General features: G+C 46.0%; 4 protein-coding genes. All 4 read left to right on the top strand.

The annotated features are described in order from the left end of the window. Positions 1-50 precede the first annotated feature (50 nt). The 4 genes from ACFG4S_RS08715 to ACFG4S_RS08700 all read left to right on the top strand — a co-directional run bounded on the left by ACFG4S_RS08715 (position 51) and on the right by ACFG4S_RS08700 (position 20,915). Positions 51-5,654, top strand: a complete 5,604-nt coding sequence (locus ACFG4S_RS08715; protein ID WP_392534417.1) for a type I polyketide synthase — start codon at positions 51-53, stop codon at positions 5,652-5,654. A 146-nt stretch (positions 5,655-5,800) separates the two neighbouring features. Further along, entirely contained in the window at positions 5,801-11,842 is a 6,042-nt protein-coding gene (locus ACFG4S_RS08710) for a type I polyketide synthase (RefSeq protein ID WP_392534416.1), read from the top strand. A gap of 147 nt (positions 11,843-11,989) precedes the next feature. Next, positions 11,990-17,533 (top strand): type I polyketide synthase, encoded by a 5,544-nt coding sequence (locus ACFG4S_RS08705; RefSeq protein WP_392534415.1) that lies wholly within the window; start codon positions 11,990-11,992, stop codon positions 17,531-17,533. 139 nt (positions 17,534-17,672) lie between these two features. After that, positions 17,673-20,915, top strand: coding sequence for a beta-ketoacyl synthase N-terminal-like domain-containing protein (locus tag ACFG4S_RS08700; RefSeq protein WP_392534414.1), 3,243 nt, complete (start codon positions 17,673-17,675; stop codon positions 20,913-20,915). The last annotated feature ends 254 nt before the right edge of the window (positions 20,916-21,169 follow it).

The raw sequence follows: 21,169 nt of genomic DNA, 5'->3' as shown, positions 1-21,169 counted from the left end.
TGGGTTTCCAAATTTAAATCTGTTGCCTTGTTTTGGAGAATTGGTATAAAATGTCAAACTACACTTCAGAAACACTCTCTTCATCAGAACGCATACTTCAAGCCCTTCTAGACGCTCGTACTCAACTTGAAGTTGTAGAACAAAAGAAAACCGAACCGATCGCTATTATTGGCATGGGTTGCCGTTTTCCGGGAGGAGTCAAAAACCCGCAAGCTTACTGGGATTTGCTGCGTGAGGGCGTAGATGCGATCGCCCCAATTCCGAGCGATCGCTGGGACGTTAATCGCTGCTATCATCCTGACCCTGACGCTCCCGGTAAAATGTATGTACGTAACGGTGGATTCATCGATCGAGTAGATGAATTTGACCCGGAGTTTTTTGGGATTTCTCCCAGAGAAGCGGAAGGTATGGACCCTCAGCAACGCTTACTTTTAGAAGTAGCTTGGGAAGCTTTAGAAAATGCTGGTCTTGCTCCAGAATCTCTCAAAGGTAGCAGCACAGGCGTATTTGTGGGTATTGGCTCAGATGATTACTCTCGTTTAAGCGTTAATTCTGGTGACTTAAATCGCATTGATGCTTATAGTAGCTTGGGAAGTGCCCGGAGTATTGCCGTCGGTCGCGTTGCCTATGTTTTGGGATTGCAAGGACCGACGCTGCAACTTGATACTTCTTGCTCGTCTTCACTTTTAGGAATCCATTTAGCTTGTCAGAGTTTACGCGCTGGAGAATCTAACTTAGCTCTAGCAGGTGGAGTCAACTTGATGCTGTCGCCAGTGATGACCATTAGCTTTTGTAAGCTGAAAGCCTTAGCCCCCGATGGTCGTTGCAAAACCTTCGATGCATCTGCTGATGGGTATAGCCGGGGCGAAGGGTGCGGCGTTGTGGTGTTGAAGCGGTTGTCTGAGGCGATCGCTGACGGTGATAATATTCTTGCACTAATTCGCGGTTCGGCTGTCAACCACGACGGTAAAAGTAATGGACTCACAGCACCCAATGGTTTAGCGCAGGAAAGATTAATTCGCCAAGCTTTGAAGGAAGCGCGGGTAGAACCAACGCAAATTCAGTATGTAGAAGCCCACGGAACCGGAACTTCCCTCGGCGATCCGATTGAAGTTTTAGCTTTAGGAAGAGTTTTAGGTCAAAATCGTTCCGCCGAAGAAGCCTTAGCCATCGGTTCAGTGAAAACTAACTTTGGTCATTTGGAAGCCGCCGCTGGTGTAGCTAGCTTGATGAAAGTTGTTCTTTCCTTATACAATCGCCAAATTCCTCCGCACCTGCATTTTCAAAATCCTAACCCCCACATTCCTTGGGAAAAACTGCCGATTGTTGTACCGACAGCGCTTACTCCTTGGTCAGCCAAAGAAGGACAACGGTTTGCAGGTGTCAGTTCTTTTGGGATGAGCGGGACTAATGTTCATATTATTTTAGAAGCAACACCCTTTGGAGAGGAGCAGGGGAGCAGAGGAGCAGGGGAGCAGGGGAGAAATTGCAGCAACCTTTTGACAATCTCTGCTAAAAATGAACTTGCTCTACGTCAGCTAACACAAAGTTATCAAGAATTTTTAGAGGCGCAACCGGAGATATCTATTGATGATGTTTGTTATACAGCTAATGTGGGGCGATCGCATTTTGATCGCCGTTTAGCTATTACCACAGAATCAATTGCCGAGTTACAGCAACAACTTGCAGCTTTTAACGCAGGTAGTGAAAGTCCTGGGGTGCTTACAAGTCCAGTCGGCGATACGCTGTCTAAAATCGCTTTTTTGTTTGCCGGACAAGGTTCTCAACAAGTGGGAATGGGTCAAGAACTTTACGCGACTCAACCGACGTTCAAAGCCGCTCTTGATGAATGCGCTGATATCTTAGGTCATTTAGATGTCCCTCTGCTAGAAATCCTCTGGGGTAATTCCTCTCATCTCCTCAACCAAACCGCCTATACCCAACCTGCCATCTTTGCCATTGAATACGCCCTTTATCAATTGTGGCAATCTTGGGGAATCCAACCCGATGCTGTCTTGGGACATAGTGTTGGAGAATACATTGCCGCTTGCGTTGCGGGAGTCTTTAGTTTAGAAGATGGGCTGAAGCTAATCGTCGCTCGTTCCCGATTTATGCAAGCTTTGCCAAGTGGCGGGGCGATGGCTGCGGTGTTTCTAGATAAATCCAAACTGCTAGAAGTACTGAATATTTATAAAAATGAAGTAGTAATTGCTGCCTATAACACCCCCGGCAGCTTTACCATTGCTGGGGCGGTTGCGGCTGTGGAGGATATCTGCCAAACCATAGCCACCCAAGGAGGCAAAACCCAACGCCTAAATGTCTCCCACGCCTTCCACTCACCTTTGATGGAACCAATGTTAGGAGCGTTTGCGACAATTGCCAATACAATTACCTACCACCAACCAAGGATACCACTGATTGCCAATCGCACTGGGCAATTGGCAGGAGCGGAAATTGCTACTCCTGAATACTGGGTGCGGCATGTACGGGAAGCTGTGCAATTTGAAGCGAGTATTCAAACCTTGCACGAGGAAGGATATGAGTTATTTGTCGAACTCAGTGCAAAACCAACTCTCTTAGGAATGGCACGGCAATGTCTGCCAGATTCTACCGGAGTTTGGTTACCTAGCTTGCGTCCGGGACAGTCAGATACGCAGAGTTTGCAGACAAGTTTAGGGCAATTATATGTATCTGGTGTCACAGTAGATTGGTCTGGTTGGGCAAATAATCTGCCTGGTCGCAAAATAGTATTACCTACCTATCCTTGGCAGCGTCAGCGTTATTGGCTAAAAAGCTTATCTGCAAAACCAACTAGCAAATTGCACCCACTAGTAGACAAGCAATTGCGATCGCCCCTTTCTAAACAAACTTTCTTTGAAACTCGCTTTAATACTGAATTAGTGCCATTTATCGCTGACCATCTAGTTTACAACGAAATAGTGGTACCGGGAGCATCTCACTTATCGCTGTTATTGGCAGCAGCAGAATTAACATTTGGTAAACCGGGTTGTTTGCTGGAGAATATCGTTTTTCCCAAGGCGTTGGCGATCGCTAAAGGCAAAGAGCGAACTGTACAATTAGCACTGACACCTGAAGAATCAGGCAACTTAGCCGCACAAGTCTTGAGTTTTGAAAATCCTTCTGATCCTCAAGAATCGGTGAGTTGGATTGTTCATGCGATCGCTCAAGTGTCAGCAAATAATACCACCCTAGAGGCTGTTTCTGGGAGTGAAATTCAAAAGCGCTGTAACCAAGAAATACCAGGCGCAGACCTTTACCAAGCCCAATGGGAACGCCAAATTGAATTAGGGGCTAGCTTCCGTTGGCTGAAAACAGTTTGGCTTGGAGAACGAGAAGCGTTGGGTTGTTTGCAAGCGCCATCGGCTGCCTTTGATGCTGCTGAATATCAATTGCATCCAGGCTTAATTGATTCCTGTTTCCATTTAATTCTCGCAGCAACGGGGACAATCAACGGCGATGAGACATTTATTCCCTTGAGCATCAAACAATTCCGGTTTTTCCAACGTCCCAGCAGTGATGTGCTTTGGTGTCATGCGCGGTTGCAACACGGGACAGAATCCCAGGAAGACAAGCGGGTAGGTGACCTCTATTTATTTGACGATGCTGGACAGATAATAGCAGAAGCGATCGGCTTTGAAGCGAGAAAAGCCTCTCGTGCCGTTTTACTCAATAGTCTGCAATCTCAAGGACGAGATTCCTTATATCAAATTCACTGGCAACTGCAAGAAAATGTAGCATCTCCAGTCAATCAGCAACCAGGAAATTGGTTAATTTTCACCGATGGTACAGAAAGCGGACTGGAATTAGCTCAACAGTTAGAACAACAAGGACACTACAGTATACTTGCAGAAGTCGGAGAAATTTACCACCAGTTAGGCAGCCAACATTACCAGCTCGATCCTACAGAACCAGAACACTTCCGCCAACTGCTACAAGATATTCCTAACTTAGATGGTGTCGTTCACCTCTGGGGTTTGGCAGAAGACACAACTGAAAATTTATCTCTACAGGGTCTTGACAAAGCACAAACATTAGGTTGCGCCAGCGTTCTGCATTTGGTACAGGCGCTTGTGCAATCCCAACAACAGACTCAACCGCGCTTGTGGTTGGTGACCAGAAATACTCAAGCTGTTGATAGCAATCTCGAACCTCTACAACTCTCACAGACTACACTTTGGGGATTAGGTCGAGTAATTGCGATCGAGCATCCAGAACTGAACTGCACACGCCTTGACCTACCGCTAACGACCACCGAAGATATCCAAATTTTACTAGCCGAGTTGTTCTCCGCAGACACAGAAAACCAAATTGCCTATCGTTTGGGGACTAGTATTTCCACTCCACACTCAGCACTCAGCACTCAGCACTCAGCACTCAAAAGATATGTAGCCCGTCTCGAACAAGTCCGCGCCCAATTTACGAAATCTCCAATCCCAGTTACATCTGAGGCTAGTTACCTGATTACCGGCGGACTTGGGGCGCTCGGGTTGGAAGTAGCGCAGTGGCTTGCCCAGCAAGGAGCAAAGCATTTAGTGTTGGTGGGTCGGCGTTCACCTTTGACAGATGCTCAAAATGCGATCGCTCATTTAGCAACATCTGGGGTAGAAGTCACAATTATTACCGCAGATATCGCCAATACTCAAGAAGTTGCCCAGTGTCTCCAGCAAATTCGCTCATCTCATCCTCCTTTACGCGGCATCATCCACGCCGCCGGGGTTTTAGATGACGGACTCCTCCTGCAACAAACTTGGGAACGCTTTAACCGCGTCATGGCGCCAAAGCTAGCTGGAGCATGGAATCTGCACACCTTAACTCAAGACTTGCCAATAGATTTCTTCGTTTGTTTCTCTTCCATTGCTTCCCTCATCGGTTCCGTTGGTCAAAGCAATTATGCAGCCGCTAACGCCTTCATGGATGCCCTGGCTTCCTATCGTCGAGGACTGGGTTTACCTGGATTAACAATTAACTGGGGTCCTTGGGCAGAAACGGGAATGGCAGCTAATTTGGGTAGTCGAGAACAAGCGAGATTAAAAGACCAGGGAATCGTTCCCATTAACCCAGAACAAAGTTTGCAGGTGTTGGGAGAATTATTAACTCAGCAAATCCCGCAAGTCGGAGTAATGACCGTTGATTGGTCATTGTTCGTCAAGCAGTTTTCTAGCGGAACCAACCTGAAACTGTTCGAGGTACTAGCGCCAACCTTAGCAAAAGTGAACGATCGCTCCCAATTCCTCAAACAATTAGAAGATAGCCCGCCTCATACTCGTCAACAACTCCTAGCAACTCACGTTCGTTCGCAAATCGCCCAAATCCTCGGATGGAATTCACCCGAAAAAGTTGAACCACGTCAACGATTGTTCGACTTGGGTGTAGATTCTCTCATGGCGATCGAGTTAAAAAACCGCTTGGAGTCAAGCTTAGGCTGTTCGCTACGCACAACCTTACTGTTCGACTATCCCACGCTCGAAGCACTCGTAGATTATCTCTCCCGCGAAATCCTAACTCTAGAATCACCCACAGCAGAGACAGTAGAAATCGCTCAAGACGATGAGCTAGAAGCCCTCCTCTTAGAACTAGAGCAGATGTCAGAGTTTGACATCCAAAACAAACTAGTCAACTTATCCCACGCCTAAAATCGTAACTTCTTTAAACGCAGAGGAATGCAAAGTAAGCGCAAAGGTACGCAAAGGCCTTGCCAAATACTCTCTCAAACTCTTATTCTTTGCGCCTTTGCGCCTTTGCGTGAGACAAATCCATATTTCACCAATACCCAACCACCATGAACACCATCTCCAAACGCATCTCCGACATGTCCCCCATCAAGCTGGCCTTCGCAGCTCAACAACTAGAATCTAAACTAGAATTACTCAAAGCAGAACCAATTGCGATCGTTGGATTAGGTTGTCGCTTTCCCGGCGGTGTAGATAGCCCCGAAGCATACTGGGAACTCCTCCGCAATGGAGTAGACGCCATTACCGAAGTTCCCAAAGACCGCTGGGATGTAGATGCTTACTACGATCCAGACCCCAGCAAACCCGGTAAAATCAACACCCGCAACGGTGGTTTCTTAGGTGAAGTAGATAGTTTTGACCCCCACTTCTTCAATATCTCCCCCCGTGAAGCCATCAGCCTCGACCCCCAACAGCGCTTACTCCTCGAAGTCACCTGGGAAGCGATGGAAAATGCCAATCAAACTCCGCAAAACTTATTTAACAGCCCCACAGGAGTTTTTATCGGTATTAGCGCTGACGACTACAGTCAACGCCTCCTCGATGCAGAGGGACGCGAAGGTATTGATGCCTACTTTGGCACAGGTAAAGCATTTAGCGCCGCCGCTGGACGTTTATCGTACTTTCTCGGACTAACCGGGCCAAGTTTTGCCGTAGAAACAGCTTGTTCATCCTCCTTAGTTTCAGTGCATTTAGCTTGCCAAAGCCTACGCCAACGCGAGTGTAATTTAGCACTAGCGGGTGGAGTTAACTTAATCCTGTCCCCAGAAGCTAGTTTGACTTTCTCTAAAGCTCGAATGCTGGCTGATGACGGGCACTGTAAAACCTTTGACGCCGCTGCTAATGGTTATGCACGAGGGGAAGGTTGCGGAATCATCGTCTTAAAGCGTTTATCCGATGCAATCACAGAACAAGACCGGATTTTAGCAGTGATTCGTGGTTCTGCCGTTAACCAAGATGGCCCCAGTGGTGGCTTAACTGTCCCTAACGGCCCATCCCAAGAAGCAGTTATTCAACGCGCCTTGGCAACCGCAGGCGTAGAACCCGCTCAAGTCAGCTATGTCGAAGCCCACGGTACTGGTACATTTTTAGGAGATCCCATTGAAGTCGGTGCTTTGGGTGCTGTCTTTGGCAAGAACCACTCCCCAAGTAACCCTCTAAATATTGGCTCTGTCAAAACAAACTTCGGTCATTTAGAAGCCGCCGCCGGGATTGCCGGTTTGATTAAGGTTGTGTTGCAATTACAACATCGAGAAATTGCTCCTCACTTGCACTTTCAACAGCCCAATCCGCATATTAATTGGGAAGCGCTACCGATCGCCGTACCTACACAATCTACACCTTGGATTGCACCAGGCGATCGCCGCATTGCCGGAGTGAGTGCTTTTAGCTTTAGTGGCACCAACGCCCACGTCGTTTTAGAAGAATCACCCACTTCTGGAACTTCGTCTGTAACAAACCCTGAGCAACCCTTCAATCTGCTCACTCTTTCAGCCAAAACCCCAGAGGTGATGCAAAAACTTGCCTCTCGCTACCACCTCTACCTGACAGCCCACCCCGAACTATCCCTAGCTGATGTTTGCTTCAGCGCTAACATCGGACGTTCCCATTTTCCTTATCGCTTCAGCTTGGTAGCTAATTCCTCTAGTCAATTATGCGACCAATTGGCAGCTTTAGCGGCTGGTGAGACTAACGTTCCAGGTATTTGGCAAGGTCAACAACCCGCAACTAAAGCCAAAATCGCCTTCTTGTTTGCGGGACAGGGTTCTCAACAAGCTGGAATGGGTCGAGAACTCTACGCCACTCAGCCCACCTTCAAAGCTACCCTTGACGAATGCGCCGAGATTTTACGCCCGTATTTAGATGTACCTCTGTTAGAACTGCTGTGGGGTAATTCTTCCCATCTCCTCGACCAAACCGCCTACACCCAACCCGCTTTGTTTGCTGTAGAATACGCCCTTTATCAATTATGGCAATCTTGGGGGATTAAACCTGATGCTGTCTTGGGGCATAGTGTTGGAGAATACATTGCCGCTTGCGTTGCTGGTGTGTTTAGTTTAGCCGATGGGTTAAAGTTGATTGCCACCCGTGCCAAACTGATGCAAGCTTTGCCAAGTGGCGGGGCAATGGCTGCGGTCTTGGTAGACAAGGCCAAATTAGTACAAGCACTGGCTCCTTATGCAAAACAGGTAACAATTGCTGCTCACAATGGACCACGCAGCTTTACGATTGCTGGTGCTGTGGAACCATTAGAAGCAGTGTGCCAAGCCTTATCAGCTAACGGAGGTAAAGTCAAGCGCTTGAGTGTTTCTCACGCCTTCCACTCAACCTTGATGGAACCAATGCTGGCAGAGTTTGAGGCAGTCGCTCGTCAAATCAAGTACCAGCAACCCCAAATTCCGCTGATTGCCAACCTCACCGGACAAGTAGCACAGCGGGAAATCGCCACTCCTCAATACTGGGTGCGCCATGTGCGGGAAGCTGTGCAATTTGAGGCGAGTATTCAAACATTGCATCAGGACGGCTACGAGTTATTTGTCGAACTCAGTGCTAAACCTACTCTGTTATCTATGGCTCGGCAATGTCTGCCAGAATCAACCGGAGTTTGGTTACCTAGCTTGCGTCCAGGGCAGTCAGATTGGCAAAGTTTGCTGTCAAGCTTAGGGCAGTTGTATGTATCTGGTGCGACAGTGGAGTGGTCAGGCAGTCCCAGCCATAAAGTAGCATTACCTACCTACCCTTGGGAACGCCAGCGCTACTGGATAGAAACCCCAGACAAGCAAACTCAGTCTGTAAAATCAACAACTTCTACTTCTATTGTCCGCCTAATTGACCAAGGAAATACCCAGGAGTTATTGCAACAACTTGCAAACACAAGCAACTACTCCCCAGAACAGCAAGAACTCCTACTAGAGATGTTAACCCAGTTGGTGAAACAGCATCATCAGCAAGTGACAGCAGCATCTGTCAAAGATTGGCTCTATGAGTTGAATTGGCGTCCTCAGGCTCGTTTTGGCAAGGAACTTTATCCCAATTATCTGCCGACTCCAGAACAAATTAGCTCTGACCTAAATCCTCAAATCGCTGAGTTGCTACCCGAACTCAATAGCTACAGACAAGAAGTTCTTTCCCCATTAGAAGCTATTAGTATCGATTACGTTGTCAAGGCGTTTGAGGATTTGGGCTGGAATTTCCAATTAGGTTCGCGTTTCTCAGCGGAACCACTGGCTCAACAGTTGGGTGTGATTTCCCAACATCGCCGACTTTGGCAGCGTTTAGTAGAAATGCTGGCAGAAGTAGGAATTGTACAACCTGTAGGCACTCAATGGGAAGTGACCCAAGTGCCACAAAAGGGCGACCCACAATCACAAATTGAATATCTTCACCATGAATATCCAGCAGCCCAGGCAGAGTTAACTTTGTTGGGTAACTGCGGACCAAATCTAGCTGAGATTTTACAAGGAAAATGCGACCCACTACAACTGATTTTCCCCGACGGAGATGCAACGATCGCCACTCAGTTCTATCAAGAATCTCCAGGTGCGCGGGTGATGAATATTTTAGTGCGACAAGCGGTCAGTTCCGCTTTGCAGCAGTTACCCGTAGGGCGGGGATTGCGAGTGTTAGAAATCGGTGCGGGAACTGGCGGGACAACGGCACACTTATTACCTCTGTTATCACAAGAACAGACTGAATATGTATTTACCGATGTTTCTCCGGTATTTCTGGGTCAAGCACAGGAAAAATTTCCAGATTATCCTTGCTTGCGCTACCAAACCCTAGATATTGAAAAAGACCCCATTTCCCAAGGATTTCCAGCCGAACAATACGATATTATCGTAGCGTCTAATGTGTTACATGCCACTAAAGACTTACGTGTAACCATGCAACATACACGGCAACTGCTCGCGCCTGGTGGAATACTTGTATTAATGGAAGTGACTGCTCGTCAACGCTGGCTGGATCTGATTTTTGGATTACTGGATGGTTGGTGGCGCTTTGAAGATGTAGACCTCCGCCCAGATTACGCCTTGTTGACAACTGTCCAATGGCAAAAGTTACTCAAAGAAGTTGGTTTTTCTACAACTACAGCGTTACCTTCAATTTCTCAAAATAACGGCGTTCTTCCAGAACAAGCTGTTATGGTTGCCCAAGTAGCCAAGATTCCGGCTGACTCTTCTCAAAATTGGCTGATTTTAGCTGACCAACAAGGCATCGGCCAACAGCTAGCCAACCAGTTACGCTCTCAAGGACAAGGCTGTGTATTAGTTTTCCAAGGAGAAAAATACCGGGATCTGGGAGAGCAAAGTTTTGTTGTTGCAGGCGATCGCCCCGAAGACTTCTCAAGGCTACTAACATCTCAATCTGCCATTACTAAAGTTGTCCATCTTTGGGGTTTAGATGCGCCGAATGCAGATGTGCTAACAGTGGAAGGCATCAAAACGGCTACTAATCAAAGCTGTGGCAGTATACTTCACTTAATTCAATCTATACTCCAGGCAGAAGCTTCCCAACTTCCGCGCTTGTGGTTAGTTACCCAAGGGACACAGGCGATCGCTAATCAAGCGTTTCCCGTTCCCGGTATCGCTCAATCTCCACTGTGGGGTATGGGTAAAGTCATCTCCCTCGAACACCCCGAAGCTTGGGGGGGAATGATTGATTTAGAACCTGGTTTAGCTAGCGAGAAAGCTGCAATCATCTTACAAGCAGAAATTTTAGAATCCGATGGCGAAGACCATATTGTTTTCCACCAACAACAGCGTTACGTTGCTCGTTTGGTTCGCAGCCAGCATCCAGAAAACTTGCAAAACTTGCAATTCCAAGCCAATGGAAGTTATTTAATTACTGGTGGTTTGGGTTTCTTAGGGTTGAAACTTGCTCAGTGGATGGTTGAACAGGGAGCAAAAGAGATCATTTTAGCCGGACGCCGAGGATTACCCCCGCGCCAACAGTGGGCAAACCTGAGTGAAAATACCGAAGAAGGGCGAAAAGTCAAAGCAATTCAGACATTAGAGGCAAAGGGTGCGAAAGTCACAGTCCTGGTAGTTGATGTCTGCGATTTGGTGCAGATGTCCTTGGCATTGAAGCAGGTTCACACCGTTCACTCTCCTCTGCGAGGTATTATTCATGCTGCTGGGGTGACACCAGGATACCAAGCTTTACACAACTTAGACAGCAAAACCCTAGAAGCGGTATTGTATCCCAAAACAGTCGGGACTTGGGTATTGCATTGCCTCACCCAAGAAATTAAGTTAGACTTCTTCGTGTGCTTCTCCTCCGCTGGCTCTGTATGGGGAGCAAAAGGTCAAGGAGATTACGACGCTGCCAACCACTTCTTAGATACCTTTGCTCATTATCGCCGTTCCATTGGATTGCCGGCTCTGAGCGTTAACTGGGCACTAATTGGTTCTGGCGGCATGGTTAACGCCGAATACGATCGCTGGTTATCTCGCATTGGTATTGAAGAATTCCCCGCAGAAGCAGGATTTGATGCTTTAGGTTTCTTACTTGCAGCCAACGTTACGCAAACAGTGGTTGCTAAAGTTGATTGGGGTAAATTCAAAGCTGTTTACGAAGCCAACAAACAACGGCGATTACTTTTAGACATTGAAGTTGCATCTGAGAATCAGCCTGAAGAAGCTACTGTAAAACAACCGGAGATTTTGCAGAAACTTCAAGATGCACAAGAAGGCGATCGCCATGAGATTTTAGTTGCTTACCTGCAATCAGAAGTGGCTCAGGTATTGGGACTCGGTTCGGCGCATCTGCCAGATCCCCAACAAGGCTTTTTCAATATGGGCATGGATTCGCTCATCACCTTGGAGTTGAGAAATCGATTAGCAGCTAGTCTGAATTGTACTTTGCCTTCAACTCTGGCATTTGAATTCCCGACAATTAATGACCTGGTGGCGTATCTCAGCACAGAGGTATTAGGTTGGGAATCTTCGGTAACAGAAAGTTTAGAGTTACCTGTGATTCAGGAGCAAGTCAATACATTTTTTGAAATTGAACAGCTTGGCGAAGATGAAATTGAAGCCTCAATTAGTCAAAGGCTGGCAAGGTTAGAAAGTTTTTTACAGGACGCTAACTGATATGATTTGGGATTTTGGGCGTTGCTAAATAACAAGATGAAAATCTCACGCAAAGGCGCAAAGACGCAAAGGTAAATCAGATCATCTCGCATCTATGCAACGCCTCTTTTTTCAAAAATTACGAATTACGAATTACGAATTAAAACAATGACTATTGCAGATCAAAACCAACTTTCATCCTCAAAACGATTACTTTTTGCCCTCGATGAAGCTTTAGCTAAAATTGAGGCGACGGAACGTTCAAAAAATGAAGCGATCGCCGTTATCGGTATGGGTTGCCGTTTTCCTGGTGGTGCTAATAATCCTGAGATGCTTTGGCAATTATTATGCGACGGTTTAGATGCTACTAGAGAAGTTCCCCCCGAACGCTGGGATATTGACTCTCACTATCATCCAGATCCAGATATTCCAGGAAAAATGTATGTTCGTTCGGCGGGTTTTTTATCGGAAATAGACCAATTTGAACCTCAGTTTTTCGGAATTTCTCCACGAGAAGCCGCTAGTACTGACCCCCAACAGCGCTTACTCTTAGAAGTCTGTTGGGAAGCTTTGGAAAGAGCCGGTGAAGCCCCTGATAAGTTAGCTGGTTCTCAAACTGGGGTATTTATTGGCATTACAGCCAACGATTACGCCAGATTGCAATCTCAAGCACTCGACCAAATTGATAGCTATTATATTACCGGAAATACTTTAAATGCCGCCGCCGGACGTTTGTCATACACCTTGGGTTTTCAAGGACCGAGTATGTCAATTGATACCGCTTGCTCTTCTTCTTTGGTGGCGATTCACCAAGCTTGTCAAAGTTTGCGTAATGGAGAGTGTAATCAAGCGCTAGCAGGTGGCGTTAACTTAATTCTCTCTCCAGAAGTGACAGTTGCTCTTTGCCGAACCCGAATGCTTTCTCCAGAGGGACGCTGCAAAACCTTTGATGCTGATGCTGATGGTTTTGCTCGTGGTGAGGGTTGTGGAATTTTAGTTTTGAAGCGCCTTTCTGATGCCCAGGCAGATAAAAATAATATTTTAGCTGTAATTCGGGGTTCAGCAATTAATCAAGATGGAGCTAGTAGCGGCTTTACTGTTCCCAACTGTTCGGCACAACAAACTGTAATTCGCCAAGCCCTGAAGAATGCAAAAGTAGACTTTTCGGAAGTTAGTTATATTGAAGCTCATGGGACTGGTACTTCTCTGGGCGACCCCATTGAAGTTAGAGCCATAGCAGGGGTTTTGGGGAAAAAGCGATCGCCTTCTGAACCCCTGAAAATTGGTACGGTAAAAACTAACATTGGTCATTTAGAATCAGCTGCGGGTGTTGCTGGGGTGATTAAAACTATCCTCCAACTGCAACATCAACAAATAGTTGCTCACCCACACCTCAAACAGCTAAATCCTCATATAAATTGGCAAGAACTGGCAATTACTGTCCCCACAAAACAAACTGCTTGGCAGGCAACAAAAGGACGGCGGATTGCTGGAGTTAGTGCTTTTGGAGCCAGTGGCACCAACGCTCATCTGATTTTAGAAGAAGCTTCTACTTTTTTGCCAGATACTTCTGTGGCTAGCAGCGATCGCCCTCTGCATATTCTTTCGCTTTCTGCTAAAACTCCAGAGGCTCTGAAACAACTGGCTGCTAATTATGAGTCTCACCTAGCTGCACATCCAGAACAGTCTTTTACTGATACCTGTTTTACTGCTAATACCGGACGTTCCCAGTTACCTTACCGCCTGAGCATTATCGCCGCTTCTGGGGAAGAAGGACGCGATCGCCTAACTGCTTGGCAGGCTGGCGAAACTAACACTGCTGGTATTTGGCAAGGTCAACAACCTACTGCTAAACCCAAAATTGCTTTTTTGTTTGCTGGACAAGGTTCGCAGTGTGCAGGCGTGGGTAGAGAACTCTACGTTACTCAACCTACTTTCAAAGCTGCCCTTGATAAATGCGCCGATATTTTACGTTCTTATTTAGATATTCCCCTGCTGGAATTGCTTTGGGGTAGTTCTTCCCATCTCATTGACCAAACTGCTTATACTCAACCTGCCATTTTTGCCATTGAATACGCCCTTTATCAATTGTGGCAATCTTGGGGAATTCAACCTCAGGCAGTTTTGGGACACAGTGTTGGTGAATACATTGCGGCTTGTGTAGCTGGGGTGTTTAGTTTAGAGGACGGGCTGAAGTTGATTGCTACCCGCGCCCGATTGATGCAAGCCTTGCCTAGTGGCGGGGCGATGGCTGCGGTGTTGGTAGATAAATCTCAATTGCTACAAGCATTGGCTCCTTATAAAGAACAGGTAGTAATTGCTGCCTACAACAGTCCGCGCAGCTTTACCATCTCTGGGGCTGTGGAACCATTAGAAGCAGTTTGCAAGAAATTAGAAGCTGTGGGAGCGAGAACCAAGCGCTTGATTGTTTCTCACGCCTTCCACTCAAGTTTAATGGCGCCAATGTTGGCAGAGTTTGAGGTAGTTGCCCGTCAAGTCGATTATCACCAACCCCGGATTACGCTCATTGCTAACCTGACTGGACAAGTCGCACAACGAGAAATTGCTACCCCGGAATATTGGGTAAAACATGTGCGGGAAGCCGTGCAATTTGAGAAGAGTGTTCAAACTCTCCAGCAGTCAGGCTATGAGTTATTTCTCGAACTCAGCAGTAAGCCTACTCTCTTGGGTATGGCACGGCAATGTCTACCAGAAAATTCTGCGGTATGGTTGCCCAGTCTACATCCGGGGCAATCGGATTGGTATAGTATGTTGCCAAGCTTAGCGCAGTTATACGCCTACGGTGTGACAGTCGATTGGGTAGGTTTTGACCGCGATTACACTAGAGCGAAAGTTATATTACCTACCTATCCTTGGCAACGTCAGCGCTGCTGGGTCAAATCCAGAGCCAAGGCTACATCATTGCACAAGTTGCATCCACTGTTAGATAAACAATTGCGATCGCCTTTATCCCAAGATATTTTCTTTGAGTCTCGTTTTAGCACCAAATTACTACCGTTTTTAGGCGACCACTTAGTTTACAGTGAAGTGGTAGTACCGGGAGCGTGTCACCTGTCACTGTTATTGGCAGCAGCAAAAAGCACGTTTAAAAATTCCGGATGTGTCTTAGAAAACGTAGTATTTCCCCAGGCGTTGGCGATCGCTCAAGATAAAGAACGGATTGTACAATTAGCACTGACAGCAGAAGACGTAGATTTTGCATTCAAACTAATTAGCTTTGAAGAAGAGGAAGCTGATAATTGGGCTGTCCACGCCACCGGGAAAGTTACTACTGGTTACGGGAAACCGTCAACAGTTTCCCGTTCGGAAGTTGAATCGCGCTGCACGCAGGAATTAGCAAGTATTCAACTTTACGAAGCTCTCAGAGAACGGAATATTGATTTAGGGACTAGTTTTCGTTGGTTGAATTCGATTCATTTGGGAGAACGAGAAGCGCTTGGTTGTCTGAAAGTGCCAGCAACTATTTTAGATGCAGCCGAATATGAATTACATCCGACGCTGATTGATTCTTGCTTTCAACTGTTTTTTGCCATCACTCCAATTGAAGGCGAAGAAACCTTTATTCCCTTTAGCTTAGACAAATTCCAGTTTTATCAACGCCCAGCAAGCGAATTGTTATGGTGTCATGCTAAATTGCGATCGCTAGATACCATTCAAGCAGATCGAGTCATTGGCGACTTGCAACTTTTTGACCAAACTGGACAACTAATTGCAGAAGTCACAGGTTTTGAAGGCAGAAAAGCCAATCGCCAAGCCGTACTGCGAAATTTTCAAGCGGAAACTGGGAATTGGCTTTATCAAGTTCATTGGCAAGCCCAGGAACTTTCAGTACTTCCTACACATCCACAACCCGGTAGTTGGCTGCTTTTTGCCCACGACTACGAACAAGGATTGCAATTAGCCCAACAATTGCGCCAGCAAGGTCAGCATTGTATTATCGCTACCGTTGGCACGAGCTACAAACAATTAAATCAAGAAACTTATCAAGTTAATCCCACCCAGCCAGAAGACTTTCAGCAATTACTTGAAGACAGCCTTAGTGAACAACCGCCTTTGCGTGGCGTTGTCTACTTAGAAACATCTGCCATCCCAGAGGATGTATCATTGAATGCCCTGCGGGAGGCGCAAACAATCAGTTATGCTAGCGCTTTACATTTGGTACAAGCAGTTCTACAGATACCGGGATTAGAATCTCCACGATTGTGGATAGTAACCAGGGGAACTCAAAATGTCAGTAAAAATCCAGTTCCTGTACAAGTTTCCCAGGCAGCACTTTGGGGATTAGGGCGGGTAATTAACCACGAACATCCCGAATTGTCTTGCACCTGCGTTGATTTAGCTGCTAATGCAGAAGCGGACATAGAAATCTTGGTGAGTGAATTATCCTCCACTGATAGCGAAAATCAAATTAGCTACGATCGAGGTGTGCGCCATGTTGCTAGATTAGAACGTTATCGGGGGCGATCGCCAAACAAGGATTTCAAAGTTGCAAAGGATGGCAGTTATCTAATTACCGGGGGACTAGGCGCTTTAGGTCTTCAAAGTGCTGAATGGCTGGTTGAACAAGGGGCACAGCATTTAGTTCTTGTAGGACGAAACCAGCCTTCCGCAGCAGCCCAAGACACGATTGCTCAGTTAGAAAATGCAGGCGTTCAGGTGCATGTGGTGACAGCAGATATCTCAGATACCACCGCCGCCACTGATGTGTTCGAGTTTATTCGCTCATCTCTTCCCCCATTACGAGGAGTCATTCATTCCGCTGGGGTTGTAGATGATGGCGCACTGCGTCAACTCTCATGGGAACGGTTTAACCGTGTCCTCGAACCAAAAATTGCAGGTGCATGGAATCTACATTGCCTAACTCAGGACTTGACTTTAGATTTCTTCGTTTGTTACTCTTCTATTGCCTCATTAATTGGTACTCCTGGACAAGGAAGCTATGCAGTAGCAAATGCTTTTATGGATGCCTTGGTTTGCGATCGCCAAGCTCATGGTTTACCGGGATTGAGTATTAACTGGGGTCCTTGGGCAGAAGTGGGAATGGCAGCTCGTTTAGAAAACCGCAGCCAAAGTAAAATAGTAGCCCAAGGAATTAGTGGCATTCCTTTAGAAAAGGGATTGCAGGTATTAGGAGAGTTATTAGGGCAATCAGCTTACCAAGTAGGCGTTTTGCCAATCAACTGGAATCAGTTCTTTCAGCAATCATCCTTCGGTATTGGCGAACAATTTTTTGAAGCTTTCGCTGTTAAATTAGAGCAACCAGAGGCAGAAGAATTTGATATTTTACAGCAGTTAAAGACTGCACCAATTAACGAGCAACGGGCATTATTAACTGCTCATGTATGTAATCAAGTTGCCAAAGTTATTGCTCTTGACCCATCACAAATTAATCCTCAGCATGGGTTCTTTGATTTAGGCATGGATTCCTTGACTTCAGTGGAATTAAAACACCGCTTGCAGAAAAGTTTAGGATGCCAAATTCCTGATACTTTTGTGTTTAATTACCCGACGATAGAGGCTGCGGTTGATTATATTGCCGAAAAAGTACTGGAGACAGAAACTCCATTGGCTGCAAGTGAACCAGCGTCAAATAATGACAATTTGCTTGTTGAATTTTCAGAAAGTTTGGAAGAGTTATCTGAGGCACAAATTGCTGAATTGCTAACTCTGAAACTCGATGCTTTAGATTAACAGCTAGGTGAATGACATCTTTTTATCTCACGCAGAGACGCAGAGGCGCAGAGAAGAACGCAAGAGTGTGTTACCGAAATCTCAAACTCCTCATCCTCTCCGCGCCTCTGCGTGAAAAAAATCATCTTGGAGAAATATAATGAACGCAAATCAAAACAATACAGATAATCGGGCTTTATTAGCTAAAGCTTTACTAAAGTTAGAAAAACTGCAAACTAAAATCAATACACTGGAAAATGAAAAAAGCGAAGCGATCGCCATTATCGGAGCAGGTTGTCGATTTCCCGGCAAAGCCAATAATTTAGAAGCTTTTTGGCAGTTGTTAAGGGATGGAGTCGATACGATCGCAGAAATTCCCCAAGACCGCTGGGATGTTGACAAATTCTACGACTCAGACCCAAATACACCAGGAAAAATTTATAGTCGCAATGCGTGCTTTCTGGAACAAGTTGACCAATTTGACGCTTCATTTTTTGGCATTTCGGCTCGTGAAGCAGTGATGTTAGACCCGCAACAGCGATTACTCTTAGAAGTGGCTTGGGAAACCTTGGAATGTGCTGGTTTATCTCCTGACAAGTTGCGAGATAGTCAAACTGGTGTATTCATTGGGGTGATGACTCAAGATTATACTCAGGTTGTGGGTAGCGAACCTACTAGTGCAGATATTCATACAGCCACAGGTTTAGGTTTGTGCGCTGGTGCTGGGAGATTAGCGTATTTCCTGGGGTTACAGGGACCAACATTAACTATTGAAACCGCCTGTTCTTCTTCTTTGGTATCTGTCCATTTAGCTTGTCAAAGTCTGCGCCTGAAAGAATGTGACCTTGCCTTAGCTGGTGGAGTTAACTTGATTCTCCATCCTTATATGAGTGTAATTGAATCTCGTGCGAGGATGTTGGCGCCCGATGGTCGTTGCAAAACCTTTGATGCAGGTGCCAATGGCATGGGGCGTGGTGAAGGTTGTGGGGCGATCGCTCTGAAGCGTTTATCAGATGCCATTGCTGATGGCGATAACATCCTAGCTTTAATTCGCGGTTCTGCTGTTAACCAAGACGGGCGCAGTAGTGCTTTGACAGTACCCAACGGAGTTGCTCAGAAAAAACTGATTCGTCAAGCACTCGCCAACAGTAATGTAGAAGCGGCTGATATTGATTATATAGAAGCTCATGGAACAGGTACATCACTGGGCGATCCCATTGAAGTGGAAGCCTTGGGTGAAGTATTTGGCAACAATCATTCTCAAGATCATCCCCTAGTTATCGGTTCAGTGAAAACAAACATTGGCCACCAAGAAGGTGCAGCAGGGATTGCTGGCTTGCTGAAAGTCTTACTGGCATTGCAAAATGAAGAAATTCCTCCTCACCTTCACTTTAAAAAACCCAATCCCCGCATTGCTTGGGACAAATTGCCCATCAAAATCCCAGTTGAGCGCACACCTTGGCGGCGCGGAAAGAAGTCTCGCATTGCTGGAGTTAGCGCCTTTAGTTTAGTCGGAACGAATGCCCACGTTGTTTTAGAAGAAGCACCCGTTGAAGAGGCAGAGGAGCAGGGGAGCAGAGGGGCAGAGGGGCAGGGGAGAAGTTACAGCAAGTCTTCCCACCTGCTGACGCTTTCTGCGAAAACGCCGGAAGCTTTGAAAGAACTCGCCGATCGCTATCAGCTCCACTTCAATGCTCATCCGCAACAATCTTTCGCTGATGTTTGCTTCACCGCTAACACCGGACGATCGCATTTTCCTTACCGCTTGGGCGTTGTCGCTTCTTGTGCGAGTCAAGCTAGCGATCGCCTTGCTGCTTGGGTAGCAGGTAAAACTAACGTTGCTGGTATTTCTCACCAACCATCAGCCGTGTCATCTGCCAAAACTAAAATCGCCTTTTTGTTTGGTGGACAAGGGTCACAATGCTTAGGTATGGGTCAAGAACTCTACGAAACTGAAGCTATATTCCGTGCCACCCTTGACCACTGTGAAGAGATTTTACACCCACAATTAAATGTTTCCCTCTTTGAATTACTTTGGGGCAAATCCTCCTACCTGTTGAACGAATACACCTATTTTCAACCCGCTCTATTTGCCTTAGAATACGCTCTGTATCAGTTGTGGCATTCTTGGGGTATTCAACCAGATGCTGTTTTAGGCGATAATGTTGGCGAGTATGTCGCTGCTTGTGTAGCGGGAGTATTTAGCTTAGAAGACGGGTTGAAATTAACCATCGCTCATGCCCGATTCATAGAAGCTGTACCTGTAAACAGTGCGATCGCTTTTACCGAATCCACACAAATACCGCAGCCAGTAGCAATTTCTACAGACAGAAGTTCCCGTAGCTTATCCTTTTCCCAACCTCTCGAGACAGTTTACAAACCCCTCGCACCACAAGCCGAAAGTATTGCCCAAACCTTCAACTCTCCATTAGTTGAGCCATTACTCGCAGACTTTGAGACAATTGCTCGTCAAATCAACTATCAATTACCACGCATTTCGCTAATTGCCAATCGCAAGGGAAAAGTAGCCGATGGACAAATTGCCACACCTGAATATTGGCTGAGTCAACTAGGCGAACCAGTGCAATTTGAGACTAGCGTTAAAACCTTGCAGCGCTTGAAATATGAGTTATTTGTGGAAATTAGTCCCGGCTCCACATTACAAGAAAAGGCGCAACAGCGATCGCTCAAAACAACTGGAATTTGGTTATCCAGTTTGTCCTTAAAAAACTCAGAACGGCAAACTTTGTTAACCAGTTTGGCGCATTTATACACATGCGGCATCAAAGTAGATTGGTCAGCCTTGGAGTGTAACCATAAACGACATAAAGTCATATTGCCCACCTACCCCTGGCAACGTCAACACTACTGGATTGAAACTACTGAAAAGCCTCAAATCTCAGAATCTTCTCAGATAATTGAGACACCAATTCTGAGCCTACTCAATCAAGGAAACACCGAAGAACTAACCCAACATCTCCAGAAAACTGCAACTTTTTCACCAGAACAAATCCAACTTTTGCCAGAATTGCTGTCAGTTTTAGTTAATCAACATCAACAAAATTTTCCACAATTAGCGCAACAGCAATCAAAAATCTTAGAAAACTTACAGAAAGCCACAAACAAAAATGAAATCTTGCAACTATTAACGACCTATGTCTTAGAACAAATTGCCAAAGTCGCCAAACTTGATACCAATAAAACCATCGACTCCAAGCAAACCCTAATTGATTTAAGTATTGATTCAATGATGCTCATGGAAATAAACAGTCGTATAGAAACCGACATTCAAGTTGTCGTCTCCGTAGAAAAATTCATGGAAAACCCTACCATAATTAAAATCGCTGAAGAACTCACAAAACAACTAATAGAACGCGGTAGCATCTCAGCACTTAAATCCTAAGGAATAAGAATTAAATAACATACAATTTATCTCCCTAGCTTACCTCACCCTCAATCCCTCTCCTTATAAAGGCTACCGTCTATACACAAGTCAAATTACCCCCCTTAATCCCCCCTTAGAAAGGGTGGACACTGGAAATATGGTTCCCTCCCCTTTATAAGGGGAGGGTTAGGGTGGGGTAAGACTGACGCAAAAACTCTTTCAACTTCTTATTCCTTTGCGTCCTTTGCGGTTCGTTCCTTCATTCTTTAACT

The organism is Nostoc sp. C117 (assembly GCF_043099735.1).
In the GTDB taxonomy this organism is placed as follows: domain Bacteria; phylum Cyanobacteriota; class Cyanobacteriia; order Cyanobacteriales; family Nostocaceae; genus Nostoc.
The sequence above is the reverse complement of the archived record's forward strand: the minus strand, read 5'-3'. Positions and strand labels throughout refer to the sequence as shown.